The organism is Dehalococcoidia bacterium (genome assembly GCA_035528575.1).
GTDB lineage: Bacteria > Chloroflexota > Dehalococcoidia > E44-bin15 > E44-bin15 > DATKYK01.
In genome coordinates, this window is the sequence record DATKYK010000041.1 from 59112 (window position 1) to 77773 (window position 18662).

Sequence of the window (18662 nt, forward strand, 5' to 3'; positions counted from 1 at the left end):
CCTAATCGAAGGCTTTATAGAGAAACCACGCTTCCCCGAGCCGGCAAAGCTCGTAGGTGCCGATACTGGTGTTCTGAGCATTAACGCGAACGAAGAAACGTACTGCCTTCCCCATCCACCATTCGGAGGGTTCCCGCCACCAGCCAATAACCTCAACCACCCGGTAGAGGCGCTTCCTCCAGATAAAGGCCGCCGGTATTGAATCTTTATCCAGGTGAACCCTGATCGGCTCACCAATGAGCTTTGACATGGTAAAGGCTCCAAATGGTGGTAACCATGATTATAACAGAACATGCGTTCTATTGTCAAGGGTGTTTTGTCTCTTTATTTTCGTGGCAATGACGATGGAATTCATTTGGGCTCATCTAAGACATCCATTCTCCTCTCCAAGGTCCACCAAGTGAAAGTTATATAGGGGAATCCCCTCTGGCGGGGGTATCCCCGACTTGTCGGGGCAGAAATACATCTCAGAGCGGGTGGGTGGGGAAATATTGTATTTCTTCCGGCCAGGCCGAGGCCAACAGGTCGGCCGACACTTAGGCCCAAATCGGGGTCAGAATGACACAGAACATCGCTTTATTTTCGTGACGATAAGAAATCAGGGGTATTTTTTGACCAGAGGTATATATTACATCGCTATTGGAGCAATGCACGCCGCCAGAACAAGCCGTACCATGAATGCAGGCCGTCCCCCTGTCTGTAGGTAGGCGGTCAATATGTCTGGTGTGTTAGTCCAGAAATTAGGCCGAAAATATTCAGATACCTCTGTTTGGGTAAGCTCATTCAGGTATTGGGTGAAATCCCACTTGGTGTTGCGCCTAACCACTTTGCGTTTACTGATGTATCCACAGGCCTCAAGATCAGCAATTATTTTACGCGTTGCCCTCTCCGCGATGCCTATTGAATTGGAAAGCTCCAAGGCCGTTATACTCGAGTGCTTCGCTATAAAACTGAGCACACGAGCATGGTTGGTAAGAAATGTCCAATCTGCCATAGCGCACGACTCCTTTCTTTAATAAATTTTTTAAAAACCACTCAGAATCCATTGACAAATCCAATTGTCATGTTATCATATACATGATATATCATACATGTTTATTAAAGCATGCTAATATATTCATACCATATTCTTTATAGCATAAGCGATGAGAAAATGTAACCCTGGCATTTTTTAAATTTGATTAATAAATAGGTTGCATGGAAGCTAGGATACTCTTGGCTGAGGGGTAATAAAGGTTGTTAAATAGCTTAAATATTTAATGAAAGGAATAGAGTAAATCAATCCATATTGTAAGGCTGAATAGGTAATTTGAAAAATGGCTGTAGAATCTAAACTAAGGTCAGGATCTAGAAGGAAGTCCGGGGAGGTCTATTTCGCGGGACAGTGGGTAAACGCAGGGGTGTACCACTGTATAGATACGTGTCATGCTGGTCCGCGGCAGATTGTTATGAATGAGGATGGATTTCTCCCTGACCCTACCGGCGGGTGGGTGGGGCGATTTGTGAAAGTGAGTAAGCAGCTGGTTGGATATGATTAGAGCGTAATTAAATAGATATAAATCGATTAGGAAAATGCTTTGGATGTCCGTCGGGTTAGCTAATTCTAATAATGAAAAAAATTAAAAAGGAGGTAGCACAGGTGACAATAATGGCAGCAGCAAAGAAAGTCGACATTACAGGTCAGGAGGATGAAGAACCTCCTGGCATAGCCGACACCATAAACGAGGCGCAGGAGGAACATCAAGGTAAGACGGAAGAAGAACCTCCCGGTACCATGGCCCTGAGAAACAGGGCCCTTTTCTTTGGCAATATCCCGGATGAAAGCTGGAAAGACTGGAAATGGCATTTCCGCAACCGCATCACTACTATTGAAGAGATATCGAAGTTCACTACTCTCTCAACGAAGGAGCAGGCACGGCTGAGGCTGGTATCCAATAGATATCCCCTATCGATAACACCTTACTATATCTGTCTTATAAACCCGCACGATCCCAACGACCCCATAAGGAAACAGGCGATACCGACTTTTGAGGAAATATCTATGGCTGGAATGGGTGTGGAGGATCCCCTCGCTGAGGCTAGCTATTCTCCTGTCCCGGGTCTGGTACATCGATATCCAGATCGTGTACTGTTAGTACTAACCAGTATCTGCCCAATGCTCTGCCGCCACTGTACGCGAAAAAGAGAGTGGCACCACGGTGGGTGGGTGCGCACTCCTGCTGAGGTGGAGGTTATGCTGAATTATGTCCGTCAAAATCGAGCCATCAGGGATGTGATTCTCTCTGGTGGCGACCCGCTGACCCTTTCCACCCACCGTCTGGAGGAGATTATCTCCAGGCTGAGGGATATCCCGCATGTGGAGATAATACGTATCGGCACCAGGTTTCCAGTCGTGCTGCCCCAGCGTATAGATGACGAATTGTGCGCCATGTTATCGAAATATGGACCGATATGGCTCAACACGCAGTTTAATCACTACCATGAGATAACGCCCGAGTCAGCTCTGGCGTGTGATCGGCTTTTACGGTGCGGTGTTCCCGTAAACAATCAGTCGGTGCTCCTACGCGGCATAAACGATAGTATAGAGACTCAGACGAGGCTGTGTCATGGGCTTCTCAAGATCAAGGTTCGTCCCTACTATCTTTACCAGTGCGATGAGGTTCAGGGAACGGAGCACCTGCGTACGCCGGTAGAAACTGGTATAAATATCATCGAGGGGATGCGCGGCCATACCTCGGGCTTAGCGGTACCTACCTTCGTTATTGACCTGCCTCAGGGTGGAGGTAAGGTTCCTCTCCAGCCGAACTATATTCGATCGCGAACGGAAGGGGAGTTGATATTGAGAAACTACCAAGGCCGCATCTTACGCTACCGAAATCCCTTGGGATCAAACCACCATGGAACGGGCCGTCGCAACGGTAAGCGGGTAAGTGAACCTATGGCAATACCGGGTACACCGGCAACGTTTCAGTCTCAGCCGATAGGAGTCACGAGTGAAGATAGGGCTGTCTTACGATCTTAAACAGGTGGTATCACCAGAGCAAAACCAGCCTGAGGACGCCCTTGAGGAATACGACTCTCAGGAAACAGTAGAGGCTATTACAAAGGCGATTAAAGCACAGGGCCACTCAGTTGTCAGGTTGGGCGGGGGCAGAAAGTTTATCGCCAATATTCTTCTCGAGGATATTGACCTGGTATTCAACATCGCTGAAGGACTGGGCAACCATAGAAGCAGGGAGGCCCAGGTACCTTCCATTTTGGAAATGCTGGATATACACTATTCCGGGTCAGACCCTCAGTGCCTAGCTATATGCCTTGATAAGCCCTTGAGCAAGAAGCTAGTGGCGCTCGCAGGTGTATGTACTCCTAGATGGCACGTCATTAACAGTGAGAAAGATCTACATCAAATAGACTGGGACTATTTCCCATTCCCTGCTTTTATTAAGCCAGCTCATGAAGGTTCGAGCAAAGGCATCCGCCTCAGTTCCAGGGTCGATAATATGAAGAAAATGACCGAGGTGGCAACGGTGCTGTTAGAACGTTACCAGCAGCCTGTGATGGTGGAGGAGTTCATCGCTGGGAGTGAAGTCACTGTAGGTGTAGTGGGTAACCATCCCCCTAAAGTTCTGGGGATAATGCGTATTCTCCCCAAGAAAAGCGGGGATTATTTCGTATATTCGTTAGAGGTGAAAAGGGAGTGGGAATCTCTGGTAGATTACGAATGTCCTGCACAGATGAAAGGGAGCATTCTACAGGACATCACGGATTCCAGTCTAATGGTCTTTGAAGCTCTGGGATGCCGGGATATTGCCCGTATCGATTTTCGGTTAAACAGTAACGGTAAACCATGCTTCCTCGAGATAAATCCACTTCCTGGGCTTAATCCGCATAGCGGCGATTTGCCTATCATTGCGAGTAAAATGGGCTGGACCTACGAGGCCTTGATATTAGCCATACTTACTGCAGCCCTGGAGAGATATCCACAGTGCGTCTGACAGTAGCCATCATTTATAACGAGGCGGGTTCATGCCGGTATGAGGCTATAGGGGAGGAGAAAGCGGTACTCGGCGTCCTTAAAGAAGTGGATGCCGTTTATGGGTCACTCACTAGCCTGGGATACGCCGTAGTTCGGGTTCCGCTGTTGCCACCAGCGGAACGAGTGATGGAGAAACTCAAGAGCATACAAGCAGATGTGATATTTAATCTTTGCGAAGGCATCGATGGCTGCCCGGAAACGGAAGCTGATGTGGCCAATACCCTAGCTGGGATGAGAGTTCCCTTTACTGGCTGTCCGGGATCGGCACTGGCACTGGCTTTAGATAAGGCAAGGACTAAGGAGCTTCTTCACGATTCCGGCATTTGTACACCCAGGTACCAGTTGCTGAGTCCTGACACCTTAAACACATTCCATTTGGCTTATCCCTGCATTGTAAAGCCATGGGGAGAAGACGCAAGCCATGGAATCTCGGAAGACAGTGTGGTCACCGATTCCGTGGCTCTGGAGAAGCAAGTCACTAGGATATGTCAGCTCTATAGGGGAAAGGCGCTTGTGGAGGAATATGTAGGGGGTCGCGAATTCAATGCCACAGTCATGGGAAACAGAGAGCTCACGATCCTTCCTATATCAGAGATTGCCTATTCCCTGCTGCCTGGGATGCCAAGGATACTCACATACTCCGCCAAGTGGGAGCCGCAAAGTGCGTATTTCCGACACACGAGAACGATCTGCCCTGCCGAAATAGAGCTCGAGATGCGAGAGCGCATAGATGAGACTGCCCGGTCCGTTTTCAGTCTGTTGGGCTGCTCCGGTTATGCCAGGGTGGATTTTAGGCTTAATGGAGGGGGAGAGCTCAATGTCATTGAGGTGAATCCCAATCCCGATATATCTCCGGATTCTGGCGCGGCGCGACAGGCTAAGGCTCATGGTATGACCTATAACCGGTTTATCGAAGCGATTGTATTGTTTGCTCTTGAGAGAGGCTAGTAATGAGACCTAAGATCAGATCCATGGCCAGTCAAGACAGGTCTGCTATAAGTAAAATCCTACGGTCCATACCGGAATTCAAACCGTCCGAGGTTGTTGTCGCTGAGGAGGTTATCGATAGCTATCTGCACGATCCGCTTCGGTCAGGTTATAGTGTCCTTGTAGCAGAGATTGGTTCAAAAGTTGTGGGATATATCTGCTACGGGCCCACTCCGCTGACTGAAGGAACCTGGGACATATACTGGCTGGCGGTGGAGCCGGATCAGCAGCGCCGGGGAACTGGAAGGGCCCTGCTAACATTCGCCGAGGAGGAAATCAAGGGACATGGGGGGCGATTAACCTTCATTGAGACATCCTCCAAGCCAGAGTATGAGAGGATAAGACGTTTTCATTATTCGCAGGGCTACGAACTCCTTTGCAGTATAGCTGACTTCTATGCGATTGGAGATGATAAGCTTATCTTTCAAAAAAGGTTAGGATAGGCTGTACTTCAAATCGCCGAGGGCGAGCCACATATCTCCTGTATAGGTTTGAGCATTTGTACTCAGCAATCATTTGAAGTGAGGAACATCAGTAACCGGTTGTTCTGAGGTCAGTAATTTACCGGTACCACTGATCACTCAATTCACAATTGAGCACTACAACATTACACAATATTTTTTTAACAAAGTGCTCCAGGCACTCTGACGGGAAAAGGGACAAATTGAGGGTCCTCTTCTGGCATATGAGATATCCGCCGAGCCAATATCCCCTATGGGAACAGCCCGCCGATGAACCACCACCTGAGCCAGCAGCGATAGAGGGCGGCTCCGACCTCGCCTCCACGGGATCTCTTTTCTCCATTGCCGTCGCTCTTCTTTTTATCATCGGCATAATGATGTTCACCGTTCGCCTCATACGGAGGCATCGAGCCTAGCGGCAGGCAGGTGTCCCGCCGATAGTTAAGTAGTGAGTGCAACCAATAAAGTGGAGTCCTCTGATATGGGCCAAAGTGTCGGCCGACCTATCGGCCTCGGGGCAGAAATACATCTCAGGGCGTTTAGGTGGTTAAAGTGAGATTTCTTTAATTCACTTGTAATGGAACCCACAATGGGCCAGCGGTTATTTATCGCTAATGTACCGTACGAACACATTAGCTTGATTTTAGTCCTAGGATTGGGGTAGAATAAACTTGCAAATGGGCGGTTAGCTCAGTGGATAGAGCGCTTGCTTCACACGCAAGAGGTCACTGGTTCAAGTCCAGTACTGCCCATTCTTATTCTAGGTGATAAAGTGCCGAAGTGGCGGAATGGCAGACGCGCTACGTTCAGGGCGTAGTGTCCCTTGCGGACGTGAGGGTTCAAATCCCTCCTTCGGCATTTCTTCTATAATATATAGCGATAATCCCTTTGAAAAAGACTCTCGTTTGAATGATAAAGGTTACAAGTTTCCCACCGCAACCTTTCTAAATCAAACAAGACCGATTAGTTCGAGAAAAGCGCTTGTAGCTCAGTTGGATAGAGCGCAGCCCTGCGGAGGCTGAGGCCGCGGGTTCGAGCCCCGCCAAGCGCGCCACGGGCGATTAGCTCAGTTGGTTAGAGCGTCTGCTTTACACGCAGAAGGTCAGAGGTTCGAGCCCTCTATCGCCCACCACTTCCTACGTACAAAATACCTCAGCAGGGTTAAGACCACTGTTAACAATTGTTAACAAGTTCCTGTCCTCAAAGGATGCCCAGTTAAGCCCCAAGACTAAGAGACTCTACCATAGTGGAAACAACCACAACCACAAGCTGAGCAACGATGAGTGTGAGTGCGATGATACTGCCAAAGCACCAGGCTGTCAATGGGAGTATATTTGTGGAGTGTGGAATTAAGTGGCAGCACGTAGAATTGATAATGCTGATAGGGGCAATTGCCCTGATACTGCTTGTTATCTCAGTGCTGTCATCTAGGTGCTGATTGATTCAGTTTGAACTACCGTTGGGGAAGCTGAAGTATCATTATCTGTGGGTTAAGGTAGGAGACTAGCAATAAGAGGGGGTTGTCTAACTTGCCAGTTAGCTCCCCACTCTCTTTTACGGCTGAGAATCCCCTAACTATTTTTTTATCTTCGCCAAACGCTCCTTTAAGTCGTCCGTTAACCACTTCTCCATATTCCTCCATGCTTCCGCCTTTCCATACTTCTTCTTTGCTTCTCCAAACGCCTTGTTAAATGCTTTTGCTGAGTTAAACCTCTGTTGTTGTTCCACCGCTCTCTTTTTCTCTGCACCTATCTCCGCAATTATCTTATTCAGCTCATTCACTATCTCTTTTCTGAGCTTGATTTCTGCTTCTTTGCGCCTTTTAGCTGCTTCCTTCTCTCTCTCTGCAGCTTTCTTAGCTCTCTCCGCTTCCCTCTTTTTTCTTGACTTCTGTCTCTCCAGTTTATCTTCTTCATAGTCCAGCAACCGCAATTGCGAAGTAATTCTACTAACCTCCGTTGCCCTGTCGTCCATTTCGATTCCGTCATCAAACAGCGTGCTTTTGGGTCGCATGCTACTTACTATCTCCAATCTACGCTCTAATTCCCTCTTCCTTCGCCCAATTCTTTGAATTTCTTGGTCTTCGTCCATTGCCTCTCCCCTGCCCTTTGTGGTGCTGAGCATACTCCTGGGAACTCTGCCTGTCAAGATTCATGTGTGTAGAAGCTACCAACTAAAAGTGAATAGTGCCCAGCAGCCTTAAAACTTATCAGCAAATTTAAGTATATAGTCAATTCTAGCTTGACATTATACTCGCATGCGTGTATACTACTCTCAAGGTGATGCCTATGTACTCTACAAAAGAAGCGGCACAACAGCTGGGCTTGGATGAAAGCCAAATAAGACGGCTACTTGCTAAAGGTGAAATCAAAGGCAAAAAGCTAGGACGTGACTGGGTAGTATTGGAGTTGAGCTACAAGAGGAAGAGGAAACCAAAGAGGAAAAAAGGAGAGAGCAATGCTAAAAGTTAAGCAAAGTACAGAGATGAGAATAGCCGAATTTAATATACCAGCTACAATGAGTAAGAGCGAAGTAGCTAGACAGTTGGGAGTTTCGAGAGCTTATGTTACAATGTTATCACAGGATAAGCGGAAACCCAGTTTAGCTATACAACAGAAGCTAACTGAGGCGCTTTAGAAGCAGAAGGTCAGAGGTTCGAGTCCTCTATCGCCCACCACTTCCCTTGAGGGTTAACTGCAAAAAAATCGGCAGCACGGTAAAGGGGCTGTAGCTCAGCTGGGAGAGCGCCTCCCTTGCACGGAGGAAGTCAGGGGTTCGAGTCCCCTCAGCTCCACCATCATGGACAATAGAAAGAACCCCTGCCCGCTCGTGGATCGTTCCATTGGGTGGGAGGGGTATTGTGTATGTTATAAGCACTTACTTGCCCGTAACCCCCACCTCTTTCACGAAGCTGCGAATGAAGGCCTTCTGCTCAGAAAGGGAACCTTGGGAAAGCAGGCCTCGTAGATCTTCAACATAGCGCATCACTATTTCCATATCAGCTAGTTGCATCCGCCAGTTAGTGAGCAGTTCCTCAACCTCACATCGGGCAGCCTGGAGCTGATTCTGTCGTCGCCTGAGTGCTTGGATGTGCGGTGCCAGGTCATTGAGACTCAGCTTTCCCGTCTCAAGGGCATCGTAGAGACGGTCAAGACGACGTTCAGTCTCCGCAAGCTCTTCTTCAATGGTATCCAGCCTTTCTCTATAGTCCCCTGCGGATGCGTCCATCTCCTCGTTGACCAGACGCACTAGCTCTCGCAAGTTCTCCTCAGTTAGGACACGTTCTTTTATCTTGCCCAGCACCACATCCTCGAATTTCCGACTGTTAAGGTAGGGAGCATCACAGGTGCCAGCGCCCTTCTTTAGCAGTGTGCCGCAGACATAGTAGGCGAAGCGGCCACCTTTAGCCTCCTTGAGGTGATTGAATGCGAAAAGAACTTCGGTTTATAATTTCATCTCATTAACCAATTCCTTGAGGACGGCGCATCATCACCACGAGGGAAAACCAGCCCACAGGATCTGAATACCAATTTTCGATAGATAACCCAGCCCGGGTGGCCAGATCTTTAATGCTCTTCCCGGTGAATTTTCTCGAGTTTTCCGTATGTATGGTTTCGCCTTTCTTGAATTCTATTTCCAAATCTATTGCTTCTAGCTTCACTGAGATGTCGCGATTAGCCCTCAAGTGCATTTCGATTCGATCATGATCTTCATTAAAGAAAGCCAGATGGTCAAAATAGGATAAATCAAAGTTGGCATTCAATCCATTGTTCACCACATTCAATATGTTCTTATTGAATTTAGCGGTGACCCCCATGGAATCATTGTAGGCAACTTCTACAGTTTCCCTGGTTTTGACCATATCAAAGCCGACCAGGAGTCTATCATCCGGTTTCATATTCTCAGAGATACTCTGCAAGAATGAAATAGTCTCATCTTCCCCCATGTTGCCTATAGTACTCCCCAGGAAACAGAACATCAGGGGACGCTCGGTCGGAATGACATCCAACTGTGAGGTGAAATCAGCTATTATTCCCAGTACTTGTAATTCTGGGTATCGCTCGAGTAAGTCCTGTGATGCCTCGATCACTACCGACTGGCTTATATCTACTGGAATGTAGCGTAAAGTAGCTCTGGTGGATTTGTCGACTGCGTCCAACATTATCCCTATCTTCAGGTTAGCACCGGAGCCAAGTTCTACGATATCTTTGTCGGCAAATGTCTCCATTAGTTCGGGCGCTATATCCCTCAAAATGGATATCTCCGTGCGGGTAGGGTAATACTCGGGAAGCTGGCAGATCTCCTTGAAAAGTTTTGATCCGCGTGTGTCATAGAAGTATTTACATGGTATGTATTTTTGCGAAGCGGATAGACCCTCTCGTATTTCTTTACCAATATCGTTCTTGTATTTTCCATCAAGATAGTTCAGCGTCTCAACCAACCGACGTTTCGATTTGCCAGTATTAACTGTTGCTGGATGGCTCATATATATAAAAATCCTCCATCAGGTTTTTCTCTCCCAGGCCTAGCGACATGATACAAAACGTATTGTGTCCTTTCTTTGGCGAATTACCTGGTCAATAATTGAAACCGTGCGATCAATATCATCTATCGTATTACCGAGACCGAGCGTGAAACGCACGGCGCAATGAGCCTCTTCTTCAGAAAGGCCCATCGCCATTAAAGCGTGAGAGGGTTCGGGTAGACCAGCACTGCAAGCAGACCCCGACGAAACGGCAACTCCCTTCTGGTCCAAGGCGAGAACCAGTGACTCCCCTCGTATGCCAGGCAAGGTCAGGTTAAGAGTATTGGGTAATCGCTGCTCCCTATGACCATTCAGTTTGGCATCAGGAATCAGTTCACTAATACTATTTTCCAATTTATCGCGCAATTCCCGCACGCTATCCATCTGAGGAACATGATCGGTAGCAAGTTCAGCAGCTTTGCCCAATCCAACGATCGCCATGACATTTTCGGTTCCGGCACGTAATCCCTTTTCCTGATGACCTCCGCTCACCAGGGGATCTAGAACAACCCCTTTTCGTACATATAGCGCGCCGACACCTTTAGGCCCGTAAAATTTATGCGCGGACATGGTTAGCAAATCCACCCCGAGCTCCTCTACATCTATAGGAATCTTACCAACGGCCTGCACGGCATCTGTATGGAATAGCACGCCTCGTTCTTTGGCTATATCTGCCAGTTCAACAATGGGTTGAATGGAGCCTGTCTCATTATTGGCCAGCATAACACTTATGAGGCAAGTCCTGTCAGTGACCGCAGCTCTCAGGTCAGTCGAGTTTACCCTTCCCTCCGTATCCACCGGAAGATAGGTAACCAAAAACCCGAGCTTTTCAAGCCATCGGCAGGCATTGAGTACTGACGGGTGCTCTATGGAACTGGTGACGATATGATTTTTCCCAGTGGCATTGGCGAAGGCTACTCCCTTTATGGCAAGGTTATTTGCCTCTGAACCACTACCGGTAAAAGTTAGGCGTCCTGCCGTGCAATTGACTAATGCGGCCAAACTTCTGCGGGCTGTCTCAACCGCAACGCGAGCCTCTTTCCCCAGAGCATATATGCTTGAAGGATTTCCATAACAATCCATGAACTCGATCATGGCTTCTTTGACTTCCTGAGTCATAGGAGTGGTGGCATTATGATCAAGGTACACCCGGTGATTTGTCTGCTGCTCTTCGACGGTATCGTCAAGCGTATATTCTCCTATTCCCGTGATATTTCCTTTGTCGCCGTCCGCTGACTTAACCACATCGCAGAGCAAAGCCTTGTAAACCGGAAAGCCGGAAATCGGGTCGTAGCGTTGAAGATCGGTGAGGTCGTTTATACAAGCATCCCGCCACTCTTTGGGACCGAGAGCCCCACCGCCCATGCCGCTGGCCTCTATGGCTCCCTGCACAATGTCATCGGTGACAAAGGCATACATTCCAACCTGGCCACGCTTTGTTTTTATGTAGACAAAATCACCGCTTTCGATGCCACGCTTTTTGGCATCCAGCGTATTGATCATCACCGTGGGCACCGGTTTTTCCTCAGACAAAGCCGGAATGGTGTGGTGTAGTGTGTGCAAATCAACGTTTGAACGGGACCCCGAATTAAAAACAAGGGGGAATCGTTTGGCAAGCTGTGGCTGAGAAACGGGGCTTTCTCCCGGCTCAACGTAGATTGGTAATGCGTCATAACCATGCTCCTCTAGGATAGAGGAGGCGATCTCTAACTTTCCTGATGGTGTATCAAATCCGGTTTGCCCGTCTGCTCGTAACAATCCCTTCTCCCACTTCTTGTACTGCATCATAACCGTGGGAATTTGTACTGTCCCGCCCGCAGCACGGACATCATCGGGAGCGAAGTCGGAACCTTCCAGCACTCTGGAAAGGATCTCCTCCTCGGTTTGTGGGTAAAGATGTCCATAGCCAAGGCGCCTAGCAAGCTCTGATAGAATGAAGAAATCATTCCTGGCCTCACCGATCGGTTCTATCACCTTTTCCCTGATCCTGAAGACAGAGCCATATACCATGTAGGATTCGATCTCATAGTAGGTTGCCGCCGGCAGTACCATATCGGCATAGGCTGCATCCGCGGTGAGCTGACGATCTATACAAACCAAGAAGTCAAGCGCCTCAAGTGTCTTCCGCCAGATATCGGATTGCGGCCAGGATGTAATAATAGATGCCCCAAGGCTAATAAGCAATCGGATCGGATAGGGCTTCTTCTCAAGCACCGCGTCCGGGAGAATATTGGCATGGAACTCCCCACGGTACTTTGTATATACGGGGAAATTATTGTGCCCGGCTGCTTTTCGTACATCCGGATTGGGTATGAGACCCTCACGATTTATGGGAAACCTGTTCTGGGCCATGCTGAAACAATGTCCGCCGGGCACATCAAGCTGGCCGGCTAAGGCCCACAGTACCATCGTCGCGCGAATGGCCTGAACCGCTCCGTCACTATACTCAAGGCCGCTGTACATGACAGGTGCGACACCGCTGGTGGTTGCCATTCTTCTTGCAAGCGACCTTACCGTTTCGGCCGGAACGCCGGTGATACCTTCTACCACCTCCGGTCGAAAATACTGAACATACCGGTCAAAGTCCTCAAAACCCACCGTCCAGTTACTGACAAACTCCTCGTCGTACAGTTCCTCCTTAATAATGACATTGCACAGCCCCAGAGCCAGCGCCCCATCCGTGCCGGGACGAATTGGGATCCATTCCGCATTTGAGTATTTGGCCATCACCGTTTTTCGTGGGTCTATTACCACGATCTGAGCGCCCCGCCTATGCGCCTCCCCGATCTTGATGAAGTCATGGGGAGGACAGTGCGCTGCAGGATTCTTCCCCCAAATCACAATGAGTTTGGCGTTTTCTATATCCGAGAACATGTTAATTAACATGCCGCCCATGGTTACATGGGGTGCTATCATCGCAAATGATACGTAACACAGAGCACCCACCCCGAGGGTATTAGGGGATCCAAAGGGGAACAGAACGCTTGCCGCGGAGGAAACCGCTACGCCATCAGGCTGATACAGGTCACAAAAAGCCGACTCAAAGCTCCCGCTACCAGTATAAATGGCGGTAGCCTCTGGACCTGACTCCCGCTTAATTTGGTTGAGTTTGGCTACTATCGTTTCATAGGCTTGGTCCCAGGTAATTCGCTCAAACTCATAGCTGCCCTTGGGACCTCTGCGTTTCATTGGATAAAGGAGGCGATCCTTGGAATATACAATGTCCCGCGAGTTCTCACCGACTTTGCATATTGCTCCAAGGTTTGAGGTCTCATCTGCCCGGACACTCTTAATCTTTCCCTCGCTATCATAGGTGACTATGACCCAACACCCGGCCGCACAAATTCCGCATATGGCCCGCTTTTCACTGTTTTTAGTGCTTCTCATTGCTCTGACTATCGTATCCTGCCAATTGTTGCTGCAATCCGTTTCTTATCCTAACCATGTTTTGGATCCTATGATTGATCAAGACTATTGACCGTTGTCTGTATCAATTCAGAAAGGGCAGGGTGGATATGAATGCCCTCATTTATTTCATCTATTTGACCTCCTGATGTCATGGCATTGACCACTTCCTGAATAAGTACAGGGGCATAGGGCCCTATAATATGAAAACCCAATATTCTTCTGCTATCTTTTTCCACTATGGCTTTGGCAAAGCCCTCCTCTTCCATCATGGCTTCGCCTTTGGCAACATCCAAATACTTTACCCTTCCTACCGATATGTCATGATCGTTTCTGGCCTGAGCCTCGGTTAGCCCTACCGATGCAATTTGAGGATGAGAATAAACGGCATGGGGTATGGCATTATAGTCCATCTTTAAATCTGCGCCGTGAAACATGTTTTGCGCAGCCACTAGCGCTTCGCGATTGGCCACATGGGTGAACATTTGTTGCCCATTGGCATCGCCCACGGCGAATATGTTCTTTTTGCCGGTCTCAAGATACTGGTTAACCTTTATAAATCCTCTCCCGTCAATTTCCACGCCGGTATTTTCTAACTTCAATAAATCGGCATTTGACCTTCTGCCTACGGCGATTAAAATTCGTTGCGCTGTGAACTCCCTTTTTTCATCGGTATTCCTGTCCTTAACCGCAACTCTAACCTTGCCGCTCTCCTGGTATATCTCCTCAGCCTGGGTATCGGTGTAAACATCCATGCGCCGGCGCAGCTGTTCCTTCAATAGCTCACATATTTCCGGTTCCTCAACCGGGACAAGACTTTCCATCATCTCTAGAATAGTGACTTTAGTGCCCATAGCAGCGAAGAAGTGTCCGAATTCAACGCCGATATATCCACCACCAATGATGATGAGGCTATCGGGTAGTTCCTCAAGTTGCAGCAGCGTTTCATTTGTCAAATAGTCAACACTATCTAAGCCCTTTATGGGGGGTATAAAGGGTCGTGAGCCAGACGCGAGAAAAATATTCTCCCCTTTAATTTTCTCTCCATTGACCTCAATGGTATAATCCCCCACAAAATGCCCTTCACCTTCATAGAAGTCCAGATTCTCCGCTTGCGAAAGAGCCTGTCTCATTTGACTTTGGCTTTCATGTATACTCTTTCTCATCCGCTGCATTATGAAACCAGAGTCTATACTTCTGGTCTCTGCCTCAATGCCCAGCTTCTTGGCCTCCTGTATTTCTACTATTCTATCTGCCGGATATATCAACATCTTTGAAGGGATACAGCCCGTATTAAGACAAGTCCCGCCCAAAGGCCCCTTGTCCACTAAAGCAACTTTTAGACTATGCTCGGTGGCTTCATCTACGATAAGCATTCCAGATCCCGACCCAACTACGATTACGTCGTACTTCTTCATGTAGCAGCCTCCTACTAGGTATTCGCCAAGCTTCTATGAAATTCACAATTCATGACTGGCAACACAACCGCGGCAGCTCTTCAACCTCGCAATCTGGTCTTCTAGTAGTGGAGAACATTATACATATTAAATAAGATTTGACAACCCCTATGACCCCCACTGGCAAATAATCCATTCTTCTTTATATTCCTGGGATTCGACCAAGACATCATTAGTAAAAGGAGTAATATACTTTTACACGAAAGCAATATAATGGAGGTAACCAAGTGACGAGGTCAAGCACAGAGCAGATAACTGAGACTGAGTTGGTTTATGCCGTATAAGCGAAGATTAGAAGAGCAAAGCTGTTTATTGGGGAGTCATCCTTAAGAAGACTAAAGTTCAAAACGAAAACAGAGCTAAACGAATATGTGTTTAAAAAGGAGCGGTTCATCAATCACAACATGTGAGAACCCCTTCCGGTTACACCTGAGTTATCCGTAGGACATAGCTTTATTTCCCGCTACTACCCCTCAGGTAGTCGATCATCGGCTGCGTGACCAGCGGCACCACATCGCCAATCATGTGCGGCATCAGGTTGTTCATGACCCGGGGCATCATCTCCGGCATCTGCTCGGCCATGTAATCAGGCATGGGGATACGCTCCGCCACTCGCTCGAGCATGGTCGGCATCACCTTTGGCATCATCATGGGCAGCAGCCTGGGGAACAGGATGGGAAACATGGGCTTCATGAGACTAAGCGCTCCCGGAATCTTGCCCATGAATCGCATCATCCCCCCCATTCCGAAGGGCATGGCATCGATAAGCTCCGGCCACATTGTGCCCATCAGGTCGGCGAAGCCCTGAGGCGTCATCAGAGCGATCATGGCCTCGAAAACCGCCCACTGCTTCTGTACCTCCGGGTTAGGGTCGGGGAACTCATAGCCCAAAGCCGACGACGCATAGCGCGCCAAATCCACCACCTCGATTGGTACCTGCTTCTTATCAGCGCTGACGCGGAACTGGAACTCGCAGCAAGGGCATAACGCCAGTACCTTCTCCGCACCCACTTCTATCGCCTCATCAAGCCGCGTCTTGCCTATCTCGGCGGCTATCGGTGGTTCCTTGATCAGTGTCAGAACGCTGCCGCAACAGTGCGCCGCCTCACGGTTATGGCTCATCTCCACCAGTTTCGTATTGGGGATGGCCTCAATGAGCTGGCGTGGAGCATCGTACACGCCGGACACCCGGCCAATGTGACACGAGTCATGCCAGGTCACCGTACACGGCTTGTGGCTGTTCTCGGGGAAGACGAATTCCCCTGCCTGGATTTTCTCCGCCAGAACCTCGCTGTAGTGCTTCGCCGTAATTCCATACTCCATACCCAATTTTTTCGCCCATGTCGGGTAGACATGTCGCCACATCATGTCGCAGGCAGGGCACGAGGATACTACAGTATCTGCGCCGGCGTCCTTGACCGCCTGGATATTCTTGCTCATCACCTCAGTGAAAACATCCCACATACCGGCCACCAGCATGGGCGTCCCGCAGCAGCTCTCCCTATTGCCCAGGTAGGTGAAGTCCACACCAGCCGCATCAAGCAGCCGAACGCTGGCCATGCCGATGTCGTGCTCCACGTAGCTAGCCGTGCAGCCAGCGAAGTACACGGTCTTCGACTGGTAAGCCGGCCCGTGCTTCCCCTCGAGGTCCTGGGGAAACCAAACAGCGCGGTCCTTGCGATAGCCTGCCCAGATATCGCCCTCCTTTCGGACCGCCGCTGCCATCATCTCTAACGGAGGGAACGTCATCTTCTTCTGCTCGTCGATTAGCAAACCGCGCAACTTCATCCACGACGGCTCAATGGGCAGGGCAGCTGAGCAGCGCAGGTTGCATAGCTCACAAGTCGTACAGACCAGAATGGTGTCGACCATGAACTGGTCCCACTCCTCGCGACCCTCCATGTACTCCCGCAGCCAGTACCACTTGCCTCGGGGGGACTGGCTCTCCCATCCCCGTCCGTAGAACTGGTCGCACTCCTCTATACAGTAGCCGCACTGGGAACAGCCGTAGGCATACCAGGCCACGTCGGCCGGAATATCGCGCACCGGCTTTGTAGGCCGCTCGCCTATTTCGGGGATAACCCTGTTGCCAAAGGGACGGATGAGGGGCTCGAAGGCCTGCGCCAGGCCGAGAAATGCGCCGACTAGCCGATTGCCGATAACCTTACCCGGGTTCAGGATATTCTTGGGGTCCACCTGGGCCTTGAACGCCTTCAACCGGCGAGCCCGGTCTGCTCCCAACACTCCAGGCGCCTTCCTTGCGAAGTAGAGCCCTGTTGCGTACGTCCGTCCGCCATGCTTCTCGGCGATCTTCATGATGCTCAGGGATAGGCCGAAAACGAAATTGTAGTTAAACCTGCGCTGGTCGCTGGGGATGAAGCCCAGAATTACAACCTCGGGCTTGCCATTGTGGCCTTCTCTGATGACTACACCCTCCTTAACGATGGGCTGAGCTATCTTTCGCTCGATCTCGGTCATTACATCGCCCAGAGCGGAGAGCGGTACGACCACCTCGGCTGGTACCAGGCTTGGACCTAGGCGCTTGACCACCATAAGCTTGAAGCGGTTCTTCCACTCATGCTGGGCGATGCGGTCGCTGAGTATCTCAGCCTCACAGGGCTTCAATAGCTCCGGCAGCCGGCCCGTCACCGCCTCGCGATCTTTGGCACGGAAAGCCAATGTGATGATATAGGCAGCGGGCAAGAGCACCCGTTCCTCTACAGGATGGCCATAGTGCTCCATCAGCGGAGCCTTATTCTTAAGCTCTGCCATGCGCGGGTTGATGAATATCAGTGACCAGATAGGCAGCTTTTCATCAATCATGGACTGAACCAGTTTCTGCAGGTCGTGGGGGTCGGGGCAGCCGATAGCCACCAACTCCAGTTCCTCAAGTGGCTGAACGCGAACCGTCAACTCACTGATAAGGCCGGTGATGCCATCGACTTCGGCGATCAGATCAAGCTCAGGCCCGCTGAACTCCCTGACCGTGCCGTCGGGCAGCACCACTCGGGCACTGACCACGTTATCAGGGAACCAGCCTGCCTCGTAGGAACCGATTCCGGCGCCACCGAGAGCCAGCCACCCTCCGGCGGTGGATGCCGGGTAGCTGGTGGGATATAGCCGCAGGGTCAGCCTGTGCTTCTCCAGTTCCCTGTCTAGCTTCTCCCAAACCACACCAGCCTGCACGGTGGCGGTCTGGGCCTCGGGGTCAATATGGATAATACGGTTCATGCGATAGAAGTCCACCACTACGCCCTTCTTTATTGGCAACACGCCGCCGTAGCCCGACGACGCCTTGCCGCGCGGGGTCAGAGCGATACGACGCTCCCTGGCCCACTTGGCGACCGCGACCAGCTGCTCCTCCGTGCTCGGCTGCACGACCGCGTCGGGGGTCGTGTCTCCGACAAGCGGCTTGACGAGGCTCGGGATGGCCGCGATGTCGTGCCCATAGAGCAGGCGCTCGGTCGTATCGAACGTGACCCGCTCGGCGAAGATCTGACCCAGACGCTCCTTGTCGCGAGTCTTCAGACCAGACACGGCGTCACACATCCTTCCTTGTCGAGGCAGGAGCGGTCGTGCTGCGCCTCATCGCGCCTCGCCCACGAGCTCAGCCTGGCGGGCGAGCGAGCTGAGCAGCACGACGCGCAAGGCGTCGAGCGCGTCGATGACGCGACCGTCGACGACCGAGTAGCGGATGCTCGCACCGTCGCGCTCCGCGGCCACCAGGTTCCGCTCGCGAAGCACCTTGAGGTGGCGTGACACGGTGGGTTGCGGTACGCGCAGCGCCCCAG

General features: G+C 50.3%; 16 protein-coding genes and 5 tRNA genes. 11 read left to right on the plus strand and 10 right to left on the minus strand.

Features of this window, described 5'->3' with window-relative positions; genetic code table 11:
• Position 1 precedes the first annotated feature (1 nt).
• The gene (locus VMX96_10445) at positions 2 to 250 is read right to left on the minus strand and encodes a DUF6504 family protein (protein HUU64317.1); all 249 of its coding nucleotides are present in this window, start codon (positions 248 to 250) and stop codon (positions 2 to 4) included.
• Between the two features lie 378 nt (positions 251 to 628).
• On the minus strand, positions 629 to 994 hold the full coding sequence (locus VMX96_10450; protein HUU64318.1) for a winged helix-turn-helix transcriptional regulator: 366 nt from the start codon (positions 992 to 994) through the stop codon (positions 629 to 631).
• A 654-nt stretch (positions 995 to 1648) separates the two neighbouring features.
• On the opposite strand from VMX96_10450, the gene VMX96_10455 reads away from it, so the two are divergent.
• Genes VMX96_10455 through VMX96_10470 form a run of 4 tightly spaced genes read left to right on the plus strand, consistent with a single transcriptional unit; the run spans position 1649 to position 5466 of the window.
• On the plus strand, positions 1649 to 3022 hold the full coding sequence (locus tag VMX96_10455) for a KamA family radical SAM protein (protein HUU64319.1): 1374 nt from the start codon (positions 1649 to 1651) through the stop codon (positions 3020 to 3022).
• Positions 2994 to 3995, plus strand: coding sequence for a D-alanine--D-alanine ligase (locus VMX96_10460; GenBank protein ID HUU64320.1), 1002 nt, complete (start codon positions 2994 to 2996; stop codon positions 3993 to 3995). Before VMX96_10455 ends, VMX96_10460 begins: the two co-directional genes overlap by 29 nt.
• The gene (locus VMX96_10465) at positions 3986 to 4984 is read left to right on the plus strand and encodes an ATP-grasp domain-containing protein (GenBank protein ID HUU64321.1); all 999 of its coding nucleotides are present in this window, start codon (positions 3986 to 3988) and stop codon (positions 4982 to 4984) included. The genes VMX96_10460 and VMX96_10465 overlap by 10 nt, the downstream gene beginning before the upstream one ends.
• A gap of 2 nt (positions 4985 to 4986) precedes the next feature.
• Positions 4987 to 5466: a GNAT family N-acetyltransferase gene (locus tag VMX96_10470; GenBank protein ID HUU64322.1), complete on the plus strand. Its 480-nt coding sequence runs from the start codon at positions 4987 to 4989 to the stop codon at positions 5464 to 5466.
• A 269-nt stretch (positions 5467 to 5735) separates the two neighbouring features.
• On the opposite strand, the gene VMX96_10475 is transcribed toward VMX96_10470, so the two are convergent.
• On the minus strand, positions 5736 to 5942 hold the full coding sequence (locus VMX96_10475; protein HUU64323.1) for a hypothetical protein: 207 nt from the start codon (positions 5940 to 5942) through the stop codon (positions 5736 to 5738).
• 221 nt (positions 5943 to 6163) lie between these two features.
• Here VMX96_10475 and VMX96_10480 point away from each other — a divergent pair.
• The 4 genes from VMX96_10480 to VMX96_10495 all read left to right on the plus strand — a co-directional run bounded on the left by VMX96_10480 (position 6164) and on the right by VMX96_10495 (position 6616).
• Positions 6164 to 6236 (plus strand) — tRNA-Val (locus VMX96_10480).
• Between the two features lie 22 nt (positions 6237 to 6258).
• A tRNA-Leu gene (locus VMX96_10485) sits at positions 6259 to 6342 on the plus strand.
• Positions 6343 to 6461: 119 nt separating this feature from the next.
• Positions 6462 to 6538: transfer RNA gene (locus tag VMX96_10490), tRNA-Arg, on the plus strand.
• A 1-nt stretch (position 6539) separates the two neighbouring features.
• Positions 6540 to 6616, plus strand: a tRNA-Val gene (locus VMX96_10495).
• A 443-nt stretch (positions 6617 to 7059) separates the two neighbouring features.
• Here the strand turns inward: VMX96_10495 and VMX96_10500 are convergent.
• The gene (locus VMX96_10500; GenBank protein ID HUU64324.1) at positions 7060 to 7575 is read right to left on the minus strand and encodes a hypothetical protein; all 516 of its coding nucleotides are present in this window, start codon (positions 7573 to 7575) and stop codon (positions 7060 to 7062) included.
• A gap of 197 nt (positions 7576 to 7772) precedes the next feature.
• Between VMX96_10500 and VMX96_10505 the strand changes: the two genes are divergently transcribed.
• The 3 genes from VMX96_10505 to VMX96_10515 all read left to right on the plus strand — a co-directional run bounded on the left by VMX96_10505 (position 7773) and on the right by VMX96_10515 (position 8281).
• Complete coding sequence (locus VMX96_10505; GenBank protein ID HUU64325.1) at positions 7773 to 7955, plus strand: helix-turn-helix domain-containing protein; 183 nt, start codon at positions 7773 to 7775, stop codon at positions 7953 to 7955.
• Positions 7942 to 8121, plus strand: coding sequence for a helix-turn-helix transcriptional regulator (locus VMX96_10510; protein ID HUU64326.1), 180 nt, complete (start codon positions 7942 to 7944; stop codon positions 8119 to 8121). Before VMX96_10505 ends, VMX96_10510 begins: the two co-directional genes overlap by 14 nt.
• 84 nt (positions 8122 to 8205) lie before the next feature.
• A tRNA-Ala gene (locus tag VMX96_10515) sits at positions 8206 to 8281 on the plus strand.
• A gap of 80 nt (positions 8282 to 8361) precedes the next feature.
• Here VMX96_10515 and VMX96_10520 read toward each other — a convergent pair.
• The 6 genes from VMX96_10520 to VMX96_10545 all read right to left on the minus strand — a co-directional run.
• Entirely contained in the window at positions 8362 to 8787 is a 426-nt protein-coding gene (locus VMX96_10520; protein HUU64327.1) for a hypothetical protein, read from the minus strand.
• 157 nt (positions 8788 to 8944) lie between these two features.
• The gene (gene egtD / locus VMX96_10525; GenBank protein ID HUU64328.1) at positions 8945 to 9970 is read right to left on the minus strand and encodes an L-histidine N(alpha)-methyltransferase; all 1026 of its coding nucleotides are present in this window, start codon (positions 9968 to 9970) and stop codon (positions 8945 to 8947) included.
• A gap of 39 nt (positions 9971 to 10009) precedes the next feature.
• A complete protein-coding gene (locus VMX96_10530) occupies positions 10010 to 13396 on the minus strand; it encodes an IscS subfamily cysteine desulfurase (protein ID HUU64329.1) in 3387 nt (1128 codons plus the stop codon).
• A 68-nt stretch (positions 13397 to 13464) separates the two neighbouring features.
• On the minus strand, positions 13465 to 14832 hold the full coding sequence (locus VMX96_10535; protein ID HUU64330.1) for a dihydrolipoyl dehydrogenase: 1368 nt from the start codon (positions 14830 to 14832) through the stop codon (positions 13465 to 13467).
• Positions 14833 to 15324: 492 nt separating this feature from the next.
• Entirely contained in the window at positions 15325 to 18408 is a 3084-nt protein-coding gene (locus VMX96_10540) for an FAD-binding and (Fe-S)-binding domain-containing protein (GenBank protein ID HUU64331.1), read from the minus strand.
• 48 nt (positions 18409 to 18456) lie between these two features.
• Positions 18457 to 18662 (minus strand): ArsR family transcriptional regulator (locus VMX96_10545; GenBank protein ID HUU64332.1); only part of this gene is annotated, 206 nt, incomplete at its 5' end.

Coding starts and splice junctions, on each gene's coding strand:
- VMX96_10445 (HUU64317.1), bottom strand. CDS start 250: ATGTCAAAGCTCATTGGTGAGCCGATCAGGGTTCACCTGGATAAAGAT.
- VMX96_10450 (HUU64318.1), bottom strand. CDS start 994: ATGGCAGATTGGACATTTCTTACCAACCATGCTCGTGTGCTCAGTTTT.
- VMX96_10455 (HUU64319.1), top strand. CDS start 1,649: ATGGCAGCAGCAAAGAAAGTCGACATTACAGGTCAGGAGGATGAAGAA.
- VMX96_10470 (HUU64322.1), top strand. CDS start 4,987: ATGAGACCTAAGATCAGATCCATGGCCAGTCAAGACAGGTCTGCTATA.
- VMX96_10500 (HUU64324.1), bottom strand. CDS start 7,575: ATGGACGAAGACCAAGAAATTCAAAGAATTGGGCGAAGGAAGAGGGAA.
- VMX96_10505 (HUU64325.1), top strand. CDS start 7,773: ATGTACTCTACAAAAGAAGCGGCACAACAGCTGGGCTTGGATGAAAGC.
- VMX96_10510 (HUU64326.1), top strand. CDS start 7,942: ATGCTAAAAGTTAAGCAAAGTACAGAGATGAGAATAGCCGAATTTAAT.
- egtD (HUU64328.1), bottom strand. CDS start 9,970: ATGAGCCATCCAGCAACAGTTAATACTGGCAAATCGAAACGTCGGTTG.
- VMX96_10530 (HUU64329.1), bottom strand. CDS start 13,396: ATGAGAAGCACTAAAAACAGTGAAAAGCGGGCCATATGCGGAATTTGT.
- VMX96_10535 (HUU64330.1), bottom strand. CDS start 14,832: ATGAAGAAGTACGACGTAATCGTAGTTGGGTCGGGATCTGGAATGCTT.